This is a genomic window from Haloferula rosea (genome assembly GCF_016595525.1).
Lineage (GTDB): Bacteria > Verrucomicrobiota > Verrucomicrobiia > Verrucomicrobiales > Akkermansiaceae > Haloferula > Haloferula rosea.
On sequence record NZ_JAENII010000005.1, the window covers coordinates 194,491 to 208,382 of the forward strand.

At 60.7% G+C, this 13,892-nt stretch carries 12 protein-coding genes; 7 read left to right on the plus strand and 5 right to left on the minus strand.

What is annotated here, in order from left to right:
• Positions 1-13: 13 nt before the first annotated feature.
• Together JIN81_RS08755 and JIN81_RS08760 are read left to right on the plus strand one after the other, a co-directional pair.
• Positions 14-817: a nitrate reductase cytochrome c-type subunit gene (locus JIN81_RS08755; protein ID WP_200278553.1), complete on the plus strand. Its 804-nt coding sequence runs from the start codon at positions 14-16 to the stop codon at positions 815-817.
• A 153-nt stretch (positions 818-970) separates the two neighbouring features.
• Entirely contained in the window at positions 971-1,258 is a 288-nt protein-coding gene (locus JIN81_RS08760; protein WP_234044605.1) for a 4Fe-4S binding protein, read from the plus strand.
• Positions 1,259-1,353: 95 nt separating this feature from the next.
• On the opposite strand, the gene JIN81_RS08765 is transcribed toward JIN81_RS08760, so the two are convergent.
• The 5 genes from JIN81_RS08765 to JIN81_RS08785 all read right to left on the minus strand — a co-directional run bounded on the left by JIN81_RS08765 (position 1,354) and on the right by JIN81_RS08785 (position 7,490).
• Positions 1,354-2,616 carry an alginate export family protein gene (locus JIN81_RS08765; RefSeq protein WP_200278555.1) on the minus strand — a complete coding sequence of 421 codons (1,263 nt, stop codon included), beginning with the start codon at positions 2,614-2,616 and terminating at the stop codon, positions 1,354-1,356.
• Positions 2,617-2,779: 163 nt separating this feature from the next.
• On the minus strand, positions 2,780-4,282 hold the full coding sequence (locus JIN81_RS08770) for a S10 family peptidase (protein WP_200278556.1): 1,503 nt from the start codon (positions 4,280-4,282) through the stop codon (positions 2,780-2,782).
• A gap of 264 nt (positions 4,283-4,546) precedes the next feature.
• Entirely contained in the window at positions 4,547-5,734 is a 1,188-nt protein-coding gene (locus JIN81_RS08775) for an AraC family transcriptional regulator (RefSeq protein ID WP_200278557.1), read from the minus strand.
• Positions 5,735-5,850: 116 nt separating this feature from the next.
• Entirely contained in the window at positions 5,851-6,558 is a 708-nt protein-coding gene (locus JIN81_RS08780; protein ID WP_200278558.1) for an SDR family oxidoreductase, read from the minus strand.
• Positions 6,555-7,490 carry a thioredoxin domain-containing protein gene (locus JIN81_RS08785; protein ID WP_200278559.1) on the minus strand — a complete coding sequence of 312 codons (936 nt, stop codon included), beginning with the start codon at positions 7,488-7,490 and terminating at the stop codon, positions 6,555-6,557. Before JIN81_RS08785 ends, JIN81_RS08780 begins: the two co-directional genes overlap by 4 nt.
• Before the next feature lie 232 nt (positions 7,491-7,722).
• On the opposite strand from JIN81_RS08785, the gene JIN81_RS08790 reads away from it, so the two are divergent.
• The 5 genes from JIN81_RS08790 to rho all read left to right on the plus strand — a co-directional run bounded on the left by JIN81_RS08790 (position 7,723) and on the right by rho (position 13,532).
• A complete protein-coding gene (locus JIN81_RS08790; protein WP_200278560.1) occupies positions 7,723-9,189 on the plus strand; it encodes an alpha/beta hydrolase family protein in 1,467 nt (488 codons plus the stop codon).
• 58 nt (positions 9,190-9,247) lie between these two features.
• Positions 9,248-10,213, plus strand: coding sequence for a tryptophan--tRNA ligase (gene trpS, locus JIN81_RS08795; protein WP_200278561.1), 966 nt, complete (start codon positions 9,248-9,250; stop codon positions 10,211-10,213).
• Between the two features lie 42 nt (positions 10,214-10,255).
• Positions 10,256-10,597: a hypothetical protein gene (locus tag JIN81_RS08800; RefSeq protein ID WP_234044606.1), complete on the plus strand. Its 342-nt coding sequence runs from the start codon at positions 10,256-10,258 to the stop codon at positions 10,595-10,597.
• Positions 10,598-10,903: 306 nt separating this feature from the next.
• A complete protein-coding gene (locus JIN81_RS08805) occupies positions 10,904-11,656 on the plus strand; it encodes a YebC/PmpR family DNA-binding transcriptional regulator (protein WP_200278563.1) in 753 nt (250 codons plus the stop codon).
• Positions 11,657-11,693: 37 nt separating this feature from the next.
• Complete coding sequence (gene rho / locus JIN81_RS08810; RefSeq protein WP_200278564.1) at positions 11,694-13,532, plus strand: transcription termination factor Rho; 1,839 nt, start codon at positions 11,694-11,696, stop codon at positions 13,530-13,532.
• Positions 13,533-13,892 lie beyond the last annotated feature (360 nt).

The window sequence follows — 13,892 nt, forward strand, 5'->3', positions numbered from 1 at the left end:
CAAGCTCCCGATCATGAAGTTCAGCGACGTAGAAGATTACTTCAGGCACCACAGCAAGTTGCTGGGTGTCCTGGTATTCATCCTCGGCATCGTGGCCATGTCGGGCTTCTTCATGGGGATGAGGGAGACAGATACGGAGGTGGCGGGTTATCGCAAGCCGGTGGAAGTGGTCCCGACCGCCAGCAAGGAGTTTCCTCCGGCCCCGAAATATGAAGATATTCAGGATTCGGACATGCTTGCGAACAAGCACTGGCAGTTCGATTTCACCAATCTCAAGAGTCGGGATGCCATGCCGGACACGGCGGAACCGCTCGACGCGGACCAACTGGTGGCGATCCTCAAGCAACGTGGCGAGCGACGGGCCTATGATGGAGCGCCTCCCGTCATTCCCCACGAGATCGATCAACAGCGTGCCGAGGCGTGCATGACCTGTCATGGCCCCGACAGCCGGATCCAGATTGGTGGGGTGATTCCGTCACAGATCAGTCATCCGTATTTCTCGAACTGTACGCAGTGTCACGTGCCTGCGGACGGTCTGCGTCGATTCACGGAGGAGGAACGGTCACGGTTGGTGGTGGAGAACGACTTTCAGGGTCTGGTCATGGCCGGCCAAGGTAGCAGGGCTTACGTAGGTGCTCCACCGACCATTCCTCATGCACTGTGGATGCGGCAGAACTGTGTCGCCTGTCACGGGCCGGGGCGCCAGAATGCGATTCAGACATCCCACCCGACCCGTGGGAACTGCCTCCAGTGCCACGCACCCAATGCCAAGCTGGACAACCGGGAGCGGTATCCGATTCTCCCGCCGGCGCCCTGAGTTGTCATGTCGTCCTCCCGGAGAGATTTTTTCCGCTCCGTCCTCGGGCGGCGAAAGGAAGTGGCGGAACCTGGGCGGGATCCCGGTCAGCGCGAGTCCGTTGCTGGTGGAGGGTCGGAACCTGATCCGGTGGAGGATGGTGGCGAGGTTGCCTTGATCCTTGATCGCTTCTGTCTCGCCCATCAGGGCTCGTTTTGCAGCGTCTGTGTCGAGCAGTGTCCCGAGATGGGTGCGATCGTGACCGAGCAGGGGAAACCGAGAGTGGTTCCGGATTTGTGTACGGGCTGCAGGGTCTGCCAGATGGTTTGTCCTGCGCCGAAGAACGCGATCTTCACCGTGGCCTCGAAGCCAAAGAAAGGAATGATCGGCCGCTGGGAGGAAAACCGAGTGGATCTCGATGAGCAGCTGGGTTCGGAGCCGGACGCGGATGCCGGCAGCTGAGCCAAGGGGGAGTCGTGTCGTTGTTAAACAAAAAAAACCTGCCGGCGGGATCAACCGCCGACAGGCCAAACGATGTGCAATAGAATGATGAAGCCTTAGAACTTGTAGTTCAGTTCGACGCTGATCCTGGTGGTGTCGAAGGCCGGGGCATAGTTGATGGTCTTGCCGGTTGGTCCCGGTGAATCGTAGAAGGCGAGTTTGGTGATGGCGGTGAAGTTGTCGTTGAACTTCTTTGAGAGCACGACGTCGTATTCCCAGCCGAAATCGAAGTCCGTATCGTTGTCACCGAAGAAGTGGAAGAACTGGGCGAACTGGACACCCCAGAACGGAGTTTTCCATTTATGGCTCAGGTAGACATCATTCAGTCCCGGGTTGTAAACGAGACCCACCTGGCGCCCGAGGAAGACGTCGGCAAATCCATTGAAGGCGTGGGCCGTGGAGAGTGGTTGGACGAAGTCCTCATCGAGGTAGGCCCAGCCCAATCCGAAGGTGTGGCATCCGGCGAATGAGTAATCGACATTCAGGTGCAGGTAGCCGGCGTCATCGACATTGGCAGGGGAGCTGTCGGTGTCGGTCTGATAGGCCGCTTCGGCCCGGAATGACCAGTTATCAAGCTTCGTTGAAATGATGCCGCCGTAGGTGTTGTTGCTGATGTAGCCGCGGTTTGCAGCGGTTTCATCGAAGTCCATCAGGTAGGCGTATCCGGTCAACGTGGTGTTCTTCAGGCCTTCGTAGCGGGCGTTGAACAGGTGGATGTCACCGGCGAAGCTGCGGAGTGCACCCCGGGCATCGGACCCGAAGATCCGGTTCGCACGATTCAGATAGGAGTAGAAGAGGGTCAGGTCGCTGATCGATTGGTTGGTGAGTGCGATGCCGTCGTAGGTCTGTTCGTTCTGGCGCCAGCCGACGTTTCCGACGAAGGCGGCGTTGTCGAGGATGACGCGTTGGCGACCTCCCTTGACCGTGGTGTCGTAACCCTTCCACTGGATCCAAGCGCGGTTGAGTTCGTTGGTTTCCGGATCGGCGATGAAGGTCTGTCCCGGATTGAATGGGTTCACATTCGGTTGGTTGCCGTTGACGGCGTAGTCGTCGCCGATGGCTTGGGTGAACTCTCCCTCGACCATGGCGCTGAATCCATACCAGTCGCGGGTGATGAGGCCGACGCGTTCACGAGTGGTGAATGCGTTGGAGGAATCCAGGGTGTTCGTGTTCTGGCTTCCGTATTCATACCGCGCCCGAATATCGAGGGTGGGTTTGATCCAGGGTTCCGGAGCGGGAGTGATGGTGGGTTCCTCGGCCGGGGTTCCGGCGTGGAGGAGACTGGTGGCACCAAGAGCGAGCAATGGGTATGATTTCATAATGCAGGTGTGCTGGATGGAAGCGGGAACCCTGCCAAGCCCGGCCAAGCTGGCAAACTCATGGAAGAAGTGCTTGCACGCTTGTGATGAAGGCGGCTCATGTGACGGGAAGGGTTCCCGGGTAACGGGCCCAGGCCTCGTCAGCTGATGTCACAATTCCCGGTCACGGGTTGCTGGTGATGAAGTCGACCAGGTCCTTGCGGGATTTTTCAAGGTCGGGTGGGTTCAGGTAGAACATGTGGCCGGCATCGTATTCGGCGTGGGAGATCCGGTTCCGGGCGGCTTGCGAAAGGTCGACCATCTGGCGGAGCGAGTAGTCGATGCCGTCGGGGGGAGTCGCGAGATCGCATGCGCCCTTCATGACGAGGATGCGCAGGTGCGGGTTGTCTCGCATCGCTCCGGCCAGGGCGCCGGTCAGGTTGACGATGCTGTTGTTGGCACTCCAATTCCATGGGTGCACCCGGCGGCTGAGGATTTCATAGGGCGCGTGCTCTTCCCACCCGAGGTCCTCGGTGAGGTAGGAGAGCATGGCGGTCGAGTAGGCTCCGAAGGCGAGTGAGAAGGAGGGATCATACTCGGGATAGCTGGAGCTTCCCTGATGGGCGTGCCAGGCGACGCGGCCATCGAAACGACCGAGGACCTGATCCTCATCTGCCAGAAGTTCGGCACGGAAGCGGGTGGGGCTGAGGCGGAGGTTCTCGTCGAGATAGACTTCCTGCGGAATGGCCGTGAGTTCGCTGAGCCGTTTGGCCAAGGCGTTCTTCGTCTTGTCGTCGAGTTGGTTCCCCTGGAGCAGCGCGGTGGAATACTCACCGAAGGCGAACTTGCGTGCGCTCCCGATCAGTGCGGCGGCATCGCCCTTGAGCTTTCCATGGTGGTGGGCGACGGCGGTGTAGGTGGGAAGGAAGACGGCATTCATCAGGCCATCGCCGTCGCTGCCGCGCAAGGTGCGGAAATCGAGAAGTGATGAGAGAAGAACGACTCCATTGAGCGACATGCCGTAGCGCGACTGCAGCTTGTCGGAGAGTCCGGCGACCCGGATGCCCCCATAGGATTCGCCGAGGAGGTACTTGGGTGAAGACCAGCGGTCGTTTTCGCTGACCCAGCGTCGGACGAAGTCGGCGATCGACTCGATGTCTTCCTGGACGCCGTGGAAGTCACCTGGCTTGGCCCCTTTTTCCGAACGGCTGTAACCGGTGGAGACGGGGTCGACGAAGACGAGGTCCGCAACGTCGAGGATGGAGAATTCGTTGCTGACAAGTCGGGCGGGTGGCGTGGGTGGCTGGGTGCCATCTCCCGGGAGGTCGACGCGATAGGGGCCGAGCATTCCGAGGTGGAGCCAGACTGCGGATGAGCCGGGTCCGCCATTGAAAGCGAAGAGGACAGGACGTTGTGCGAGGTCTTCGACGTCCTTCTTCAAGTAGCTGACATGGAAGATCGAAGCCCGGGGAGTTCCATCTTCCTTCTTGAGCTGCAGCTTGGCCGTCGTCACCTCGTAGTTGATGACCTTGCCATCGATGGTGACGGATCCTTCCTTGGTCACAGGGGGTGCAGGCTCGGCGACCTTTGCTTCCTTGTCCTTTTTGTTGGCAGGATCTGCAGGCGGTTCGGCGGCATGAGCGAGTGACCAGACGGCGAGGGTGAGGATGGCGGCAGGTAGGCGCATGGACGAAAACTAGGGAACCAGAAGGCGATGGCAAGGGCTGGGTGTGGACAAGAAAAAGCCGACATCCCGCGAGGGGATGTCGGCTTGTAAAGTTCTGAGCTTCTTGGATTAGCGACCGGTACGAGTCGTGCCGGTATTGGTCGGGAAGCTGATAGCAGTTGGAACAGACATGGTATGGAGCAGTGTTTGGTTTTTTTCGGTGAGGCGGGGAGCGGTCGCTCACCTTGACTGAAACCAAGCTACTCTCCTTTTCTGGTATTTACCTTATGAAGACGGGAATCGAGGTTGCGATTTTGCGAAGTCCGTTTCCCGCCAGTTTTTCCGGAACTCCCCCGGGGTTTTCCCGGTTTCGCGGCGAAAGAGGTGACTCAGGCGCTCGGAGTGCTCGAAGCCCAGGACTTCGGCGATGTGGGCGAGGGTGTAGTCGGTCTGTGTCAGGAAGCGTTTGATTGCTTCCACGAGGCTGGCGCTGAGGTGCTGCCGGGGTGTCTTGCCGGTGGCAGCCTTGACGCGTTGTTCCAGCAGGCGGCGAGAGACGTGGCAGTCAACCGCCAGGGCTTCGATGGTCAGGGTGCCCGGGCGTCGTTGACGAAGAAGTTCGAGAAACCGCCGGACAAGGGGGTCGTCCACCGCCTCGAGCGCACTGGATTGACGAATCACCAGTCCCTTGGATTGGACCTGCCTCGGAAGGTCGATGTCGCGAACCTTGTTGCCGTTCATGAGGGCCTCGAGCCAGGAGGCGGTGAGGAAGCCCATCCGCGTGATGTCGGGATCGATGCTGGAGAGCGGGATGCGGGCGGTGCCGCAGAAGACGGGATCGTTGTCGACTCCGAGCACGGCCAGGTCTTCGGGAACGGCGATGCCAAGATCGAGGGCGGTGTGCACGGCGCGGTAGCCGACTTCATCCCAGCAGCAGAAGAGCCCGCATGGGCGTGGAAGTGAGGCGATGAAGGTGGCGTCCCCTTTGTGGAGGATTTCGAAGCTCCGTTCCTGTCGTTCCGGAGTGTGGTGCCGCTCGGGGGTGTAGCCGTGCTTCTTGAGTGCAGCCACGAATCCGGCTTCACGCTCTCTGGAGACGGGGTGGTCGCTGTAGCCGAGAAAGGCAAAGTGGCGGTGGCCCTTTGAAACGAAGTGTTCGGCGGCGAGCTCACCGACGTGGCGGTGGTCGCTGTCGATAAGGAGTTCGCTTTCGACGTTTGCCTGTCGACCCGACCCGAGATCGACGACGGGGGTTCCCTTGGCGCGGAGAGAGACCGAGTGGGTCGGGGTCGGGCAGGTAGTGATCACGCCGTCTCCATCGAAGTCTTCGAGCCAGTTGGGCTCCGCGGTATTCTTCCCCCGGTATTCGAAGAGGAGTTGCCAGTCGTGCAGACGACCGAATCCGGCGATGCCGTTGATGAGGTTCCGTCCGTACTGAGTTGAGGTTTCAATGATGACCGCTACGCGCCGCACGCTTGGTATCGTGAATGCTCACGCTCAAGTTGTCGAATGGCGAATCGGGCGCCGGGAGGCACGGTGTCTCCGGTTATCCTAGTAGATCTACGGATGTCCGCAGTTTCATGTCGGGCTCAGACCCGTTGGTCGGCGCTGCGGAGCTGGATGTCACCGATTTCGACGTGGGGCGGACTTTCCAGCATCATGAGGATGCAGCGTGCCACATCCTCCGGTTCGAGCATGGTCATGGCGGCCTTGGTTTTCTGCAGCGAGTCCTCGCGGCCGCGGAAGTAGTCGTCGAGCAGTGGGGTGTCGACGAAGCCGGGCGAGACGCTGCCGATCTGGACGGGTAGTCCTGCCGCCTTGATTTCATGGCGCAAGGATTCGGTGATGGCGCGGACGGCGAATTTGGTGGGCGAGTAGAAGCCGCCGCTGGGTGGGACGCGGTGACCGCTCATCGACGAGACGTTGACGATGCGCCCTCCGGATTTCGGGAATCTGCGGATGGCCGATTGGCAGCACAGCGCGAGGGCAAACACATTGACGCGCCACATTTCTTCCCAATCCGTGGGGTTCCCGTCGATCAGGCGGGACAGGTAGGCGATCCCCGCGCAGTTCACCAGGCCGTCGATCTGCTCGAGTCGATCGAAGAGGTGGGTGATCTCTTCGCGGCGTGTCAGGTCGGCCTGCAATGCGGTGACGCCTTCCGGGATCGAAGCGGGTCTCCGTGAAACGCCGATGACGTGGGCACCGGACTGGACGAGTGCCTTGGCGGTTGCGCGGCCGATGCCGCTGGATGCCCCGGTGAGGAGGATGCTGCGTCCTACCAATCGTTTGCTCATGCGGAAACGCTCTCAGGCTTGTCTTCGACTGGCAACTCCCGGAACAGTCCTGGCAGATCCGGGAGAAGGGCCTGGGTCTCGGCGCGCTGTGAGCTGAGGATCCGGCCCTTGTGGAAAAGGAAGGCTCCGGGAAGCTGCAGGCCGTCACCCGCAACATGGCCGATGCCACAGCCACGGACGAGGGCGAGAGCGAGAGGTAGCCAGACTTTGGGGCCGAATAGCTCAAAGAAGCCCCCCTTGCCCAGACCGAAGGCGCGGTAGAGTTCGCACATGGGATCGGCAATGCGGGAAACGTCTCCTTGGTTCCGGAGGTATTCATTTTCGCCCCCTGGTGACAGCATGTGGACGAGCACGAGTCGGCCGTTCCGGCGTTCCGCCTCCTGCTTCAGATCCTCCAGTTCACGGAGGATCTTCCGTGTGAAGGTGCATCCGAAGTGACGCAGGAACACCAGCACGATGAGTCCTTTCTCGGAGGCCTCGGCAAGGGTCTCATCCGAGGAAAGCCGGTAGTGGGCGGCCGCCTCATCGATGGTGAGGGGCGGCGCGCCGGATGCGGGGCGTCCGACGTGGGCCTGGGCCGCGGCCCAGAGGATGGCGGCGAAGGGGAACCACCAGAGCAGGTCGTCAAGTCCGACCAGCAGTCCTACTCCCATGGGCACGGCGCCTTCGATGGCAGCGAGGACGAAGAGGATGAGGACCAGATTGAATTTGATGAAGCCCACCAGCACGATGGCCCAGTGGCGCACGGGTGAGCGAGCGGCGATCAGGAAGCCGAGGCCGAAGACCCCGGAGATGAGCCCCATACCCCGCCACATCATCGGGTGCCGGGGACGCTCAACGCCGAACCAGTCGAAATAGTGATGCGGCCACGCATTGGTCCACAGGCAGAAAAGAAGGTGGTAGATACCGGCAACCACAAGCAAGCGGGGCATCCAATTGGCCGCCCGGCAGGCTCCCTCGCTGCATCGATCAAGCATGGAGGAGGCTAGATCGGTTTCAGAACGGCGCAAGTGGCGATGCCGGTCCTGTCCTTGCAGGTTGACCGGAGAGGGACGGCGGGGTTTGCTGCATGGAATGACGGGTTCCGATGATTCTCCATGGCGAAGGTTCCCGCTATTCCTTGCGGCTTGCAGTCTTTCCACGGGGGTGGCTTGTGGCGGGGGCGTGACCCTGATCACCCACGGATTCAATGGCAACGTGACAGACTGGGTGATCCCGATGGGGGAGGTCATGATGGACCACCCCGGCTTCGATGGAGATGACATTTCCTGCTATGAAATGGAGGTGACCTCCGGCGGGGGTGGCTTGCAGGTGTCGATGATCCATCTTGGTGGTCCGGTCTGGAATGCCGTGGAGTCCGGCGAGATCGTGGTGAAGCTGGATTGGTCGAGTCGTGCGGGCCTGTTCGGATCATCCGCAAGTCAGGTGGCCTCCGTGGCGGCCAATGCGCTTCGCGATCCGACCCTTCTTGATTCGGGAAACGGTCGTGCTTTGGCGGAACTGCCGCTGCATCTGATCGGGCACAGTCGGGGGGGCTCGGTGGTGTGCGAGATCGCCCGCTATCTCGGGGAGCGGGGCGTCTGGGTGGATCAGGTGACGGCCTTGGATCCCTACCCGGTCAGCCTCTTCGGGGATGTCCCAGCGAGAAGTTGGGAGAACGTGCTGTACATGGAGAGCTACTGGCAGGACATGGATTTCCCGGACGGTTCTGACATTTCCGGGGCCTACAACCGCAAGCTCACCAGCCTGAGCGGTGGTTACTCCTCAGCTCACAGTGATACCCATCTCTGGTATCATGGAACGATCGATCTCTCGACGCCGGCGACCGACACGCAGGAGACGATCGGGGTTTCTCAAAGGACGTCCTGGTGGACGCCGGCAGAGAATCAGGGAGCGGACACGGGATTCCTCTACAGCCGGATCGGCGGTGGCGACCGCACGAGCACGGCGCAGCCCGGTGGAGGCAGTCAGATTCGGGACGGCTTGAACCAGACCTATGATTTCGGTGTGTCGGGTGGAGTAAACCGGGAGTTGCTCGGTTCGAAGACCGACGTCTGGCCCAACTTGATCATCGCACGCCGTACGACGGCAGGCCCGCTTGAGGCGGGATCGGACCTCGAGGTGGAGATGTTCTATCAAGACGGTGCGTCGGCCCTGGATCCTGGTTTGACGGTCTCTCTGGATCCCGACCGCAATCCGTGGAACGGGAACGAGATCACCCTCGAGGCATTCACTGTGCCTGCGGCCGGAGCCTTCGCCGTGCTCAACGAGGTGAGAAGCGCGGATACGACGGGGGTTCCAGTAGGTTCCTATGCGGTATTGTTGACCCTGTCTCAGGGTGGCAGGCAGCGGCACTTCCATGCGGCGGAGGGAGTGGTCATTACTGCGGCTCCCATGCCGATGGAGATCGTGGCGGGAACCACCGGATTGGTGAACGGGCTGTTTGGATTCGAAGTCAGCGGGACTCCGGGCACCGAGGTGGTGGTCGAGGCCAGCGAGGACATGAGTGGCTGGGATGCGGTGGCATCACAGACCCTGGGTTCGGCGAACTGGGTTTTCAGTGATCCCGACACGGCGCTCTACGGACGACGTTTCTATCGCCTCGCCGGGCCATCCGTTTCTCCACCGTAGTCGTGGATGAGGTAGAGCCCCCTTGACCGGGAGGCCGGGAGTTTCCATGGTCCGCCGCATGCGAATTCTGACGGGTCTCCAACCGAGCGGGAAACTTCATGTCGGCAACTACTTCGGGGCGATGGAGCCTGCGGTGAAGTTGCAGGATGAGGGAGAGGCGTTCTACTTCATCGCGAACTACCACGCGATGACGAGCGTCCGAAACCCCCAGGACCTCAGGGACTACACCCGTGAGCTGGCAGTGGATTTCCTCGCCTGTGGACTGGATCCCGAGCGGGCGGTTTTCTTCCGCCAGTCGGATGTGCCCGAGGTGAATGAACTGGCGTGGATCCTGTCGACGGTCTGTCCGATGAGTCTGCTGGAAAAGTGTCACTCGTACAAGGACAAGACGGCCAAGGGCATTTCCCCGAACCACGGGTTGTTCGCCTACCCGGTACTGATGGCCGCTGACATCCTGCTCTACGATTCCAACCTCGTGCCAGTGGGGAAGGATCAGAAGCAGCACCTCGAGGTGACGCGTGATCTGGCGGGAAAGATCAACGAAGCGTATGGTGAGGGAACTCTAGTAGTTCCAGAACCGATGATTCGCGATGAGTCGGGGGTGATCCCCGGTCTCGACGGCCAGAAGATGAGCAAGAGCTACAACAACACGCTGCCGCTCTTCGGTGATGAGAAGCCATCGAAGAAGCTCATCATGCGCATCAAGACCGACTCGACGCCGGTGGAGGATCCCAAGCCGGTCGAGGGTTCGTTGATCCTGCCTCTGTTCCGTTTGTTTGCGGATGACGCCGCCTATCAGGACATGATCCGCTCGCACGAAGAAGGTGGCTGTGGCTACGGCGATCTGAAGAAGCGCCTGGCCGAGGCCTACTGGGAGTACTTCGAGCCGATGCGTCAGCGCCGCGCCGAGTTGATCGACAACATCGACCACGTCGATTCCGTGTTGGCTGCAGGAGCGACCCGGGCTCGTGAGGAGGCGACCAAGGTGATTGATCGAGTGAGGAAGGCGGTCGGCCTCAAGTAGCGGATGAAGGGACGAGGCAATTTTGGGGCTTGCCTGGTTGTCTTGGCCGTCCTTCTCGGAACGGGTGCATGGTGGTTTGCCGGCCGACTGAAGCAGGCGAAGATGAGGTCCCAATGCAGCGTGCTGGCCGCGGAGATCGAGCGTGCCCGCCAATCGGTTGGCCGTCGCTTCGAACTCGATTCATTCCTCGAGGAATTCGAAGGCAGGGGCTTGGTGGATCGGAATCATGCAGGAGAGTTGGTCGATGTCTGGGGGACTCCTCTGGAGATCGGGGAGGAAGTGGTGACATCCGCGGGCCGTGATCGGGTCTTCGGCACCGAGGATGACGACTCGTCCTCCAGGCCGCGGGCCGTTCCCGGTGTGCGACCGCGGATGGGTGAGTGACCCGGGGAGCGACTGCCGGGCGGGAAGGGGGAGATTTGGAGGATATGGGGTCCTCGTGGGCGATTCCCGTGGCCGAAGAATTCCTTTGCCAAGGAGGGTCCGGGGACGCAGAGTGGCCCCGTTCGAGCGAGGACGTGTCTGTGATGGTTTCCAGACACTCCGGGTTTTGAAAGTTCCAATCGGCCGATTTGTGTGCCCGGAACCCTGATTTCCCCGGCCTGACGCAATCGTAACGGCTCCATCAGAGCGAACCCGGATGATTCGGGTGATTTCTGGAGCAACCCCACGTTTCCCAAGAGTACTTCAATGGCAGGTCACAACAAGTGGTCGAAGGTGAAGCATATCAAGGCCCGGGTGGATGTCATCCGGGGTAAGGTATTCAGCAAGTGTGCCCACGAAATCGCCATCGCAGCCCGCGATGGAGGTGGAGATCCGGGCATGAATGCACGCCTGCGCACGGCCATCGACAACGCCAAGTCGGTTTCGATGCCGAAGGACAAGATCGAACGTGCGGTGAAGAAGGGGACCGGCGAGTTGGGGGGCGATGCGATCCAAGAGGTCACCTATGAGGGCTACGGTCCCGAGGGCATTGCCTTCATCATCGAGACGGCGACCGACAACCTCAATCGGACGGCAGCCGACATGCGTGAAATCTTCACCAAGAATGGTGGCAGTGTCGCGACCCAGGGCAGCGTGTCCTATCAGTTCGACCGCAAGGGTGAGATCCGGATTCCCGCCGCCGGGGTCGATCAGGATTCGCTGATGGAGTCGGCGATCCTTGCAGGAGCCGACGACGTGCTTTTCGACGAGGAGGAACACGACGTGCTTACCTCGCCAACTGAACTCGCGGCTGTGGCCGGCAAGCTCCGGGAAGCTGGATTCGAGCCGACGTCCGAGCGGCTCATCTCCATCGCCCAGACTCCCAGTGTGGTGGAGGACGAGGAGCTGGCGCAGCGGGTGATGAAGCTCTACGAGCGCCTCGACGAGTATCAGGACACCCTGAACGTTTTCACCAATTTCGAAATCAGCGACGCCGTGCTTGAGCAACTCAACGCGTAGTCCCTCTCCAACATTTTCTCCCCAAACCGACCTATCCATGAGCGACGACCCGACTCACCAGCCTGAACTTTTTGCGGATTCTCCGAAGCCGGCGGCCAAGAAGACTGCGAAAAAAGCGGCGAAGAAAGCCGCCAAGAAGGTGGCGAAAAAGGCTGCCAAGAAGGTGACCAAGAAAGTGGCGAAGAAGGCCGCGAAGCAGGCAACCAAGAACGTCGCGAAGAGTTCGGACGAAGTTGCCGCCAAGGATGAACCGAAGGCCTCCAACAAGTCCGAGGCCACCGAGGTGAAGGCAAGGAAGCCCGAATCCAAGGAGTCATCAACCTACGACGGCCCATCCTCCAAGGGGGACTCATCGGCTCCGCCGAAGGAGCGCCGGACCAGGGATGACAGGGGGCGTCAGGATTCCGGAGAGGGGGGCGAGAAGGTTCGCTATGGCCGCGTGCCTGGTGGAGGTCCGGTGGACCGCAGTGGTGACGACGACCGCCGCGATGATCGTCGCGAGGGACGTCGTGAGGGGAATCAAGACCGGCAGGGCAATCAGGACCGTCAGGGCGGGCAGGGCAATCAGGATCGTCAGGACCGCCAGAATCGCCAAGGAGGACAGAATCGCGGTGGAGAAGGTGGTCAGGAGGGTGGAGGTCGCAACAAGCGCCGCCGTCGTCGTCGTCGCCGTGGAGATCGCGGAGATCGTGGTGGCCGTGAGGAAGGTCGCGGCAATGGCGATCAGCGTGATGACTACGAGGACCGACCGGTGGTGCTTGAGGGGCCGAAGGAGGCAATCAGCGGATTGTTGGAGATGGCCCCGAAGGGATTCGGTTTCCTTCGACTCCCCGAGAAGAACTTCGAGCAGGCGAAGGATGATGCCTTTGTCTCACCCGATCTGGTGAGAAAGCATGGTTTGAGGGTGGGGGTGTGGATTGAAGGATTCACGCAGCAGGGGCCACGTGGTCCCCAATTGGTGGACATCACCACGGTGAACGACCTGCCGCCTGAAGAAGCGAGGAAGGCACCGGCCTTCGAGGAACTGAAGGCGATCAATCCGGAGAAGCGGATTTCGTTTGAAACGACCCAGGACCGCTACACGACCCGGGTGGTCGATTTGATTTCTCCGGTGGGTCGGGGGCAGCGTGGATTGATTGTTTCCCCACCGCGCTCGGGCAAAACGACGCTCCTGCTGCATGTCGCGGAAGCGGTGCGCGAGCTTCACGATGAAACCCTGCACCTGATGGTCCTCCTGGTGGACGAACGTCCGGAGGAGGTGACGGAATTCCGTCGATCCCTGCCCGGGGCCGAAATTTATGCGAGTTCGAACGATGAGCATCCGCGCAACCATACAAGGATCGCGGAGATTGCGATCGAGCGTGCCAAGCGCCTGGTCGAGGCAGGGAAGCATGTCTTCCTGTTGATGGATTCCATCACGCGCCTCGCCCGTGCCTACAACGGTGGCATGCGCAGCAAGGGCCGTGGTGTGGGTTCCGGAGGAATCATGGTGGGGGCGCTTGAGACGCCGCGTCGCTTGTTCGCGGCAGCGCGGAACACCCGGGAGGCCGGGTCGCTGACGATTCTGGCGACCGCGCTGGTTCAGACCAACAGCCGGGGGGACGAGGCGATCTTCCAGGAGTTCAAGGGAACGGGGAACATGGAACTCGTTCTGGACCGGAAAATCGCGGAAAACTACATCTATCCGGCGGTTGATATCTTCAAATCGGGGACCCGCCGGGAGGAGCTTCTGCTTCCCGAGCACACGCTGCACAAGATCCACATGATCCGGCGTGGTCTATCAGGACACCGCCCTGAGGAGGCCATGGAGCGGCTTCTTTTCTTCCTGAAACGCTTCCCCAACAATCCTCAGATGTTGTTGGAAATCAAAGGGTAGCGATTCGAGTCATGGGTTTTTCCGAAGGGTCTCTTCGGGAAAACGAAGTTTTACTGAAAAAATCCGGCCGCTGCGACGTTTTAGGGGTGTAGATCGACTGCCGCAAGGCAGCAAGATTTCGCCTGAAGGCCCAAAGCCCAAAGGTAGAGGGCTCGGTTTCGAATTCGTCAGGTTTTTGGGTTTTTTCCTGGTGAGTTTCGACCGGGCCCTCGCTTTTTTTCCGGGGGTGCCTTTCGAGGGCGTGGGGGAGTGCTCGGCGACCAAGCATTAGCATGGAAGGGTGTTCCTCAGCGAATGAGGGAAGGGGGAATGCGCGAATTCCAGTCCGGGAGGGCGTTGGCAATTCAGGAGGGCATCGGG

Bases quoted from the DNA above. Each gene is read 5' to 3' on its own strand.
- JIN81_RS08755 (WP_200278553.1), top strand. From the start codon at position 14: ATGAAGTTCAGCGACGTAGAAGATTACTTCAGGCACCACAGCAAGTTG.
- JIN81_RS08765 (WP_200278555.1), bottom strand. From the start codon at position 2,616: ATGAAATCATACCCATTGCTCGCTCTTGGTGCCACCAGTCTCCTCCAC.
- JIN81_RS08770 (WP_200278556.1), bottom strand. From the start codon at position 4,282: ATGCGCCTACCTGCCGCCATCCTCACCCTCGCCGTCTGGTCACTCGCT.
- JIN81_RS08780 (WP_200278558.1), bottom strand. From the start codon at position 6,558: ATGAGCAAACGATTGGTAGGACGCAGCATCCTCCTCACCGGGGCATCC.
- JIN81_RS08785 (WP_200278559.1), bottom strand. From the start codon at position 7,490: ATGCCCCGCTTGCTTGTGGTTGCCGGTATCTACCACCTTCTTTTCTGC.
- trpS (WP_200278561.1), top strand. From the start codon at position 9,248: ATGCGAATTCTGACGGGTCTCCAACCGAGCGGGAAACTTCATGTCGGC.
- JIN81_RS08805 (WP_200278563.1), top strand. From the start codon at position 10,904: ATGGCAGGTCACAACAAGTGGTCGAAGGTGAAGCATATCAAGGCCCGG.
- rho (WP_200278564.1), top strand. From the start codon at position 11,694: ATGAGCGACGACCCGACTCACCAGCCTGAACTTTTTGCGGATTCTCCG.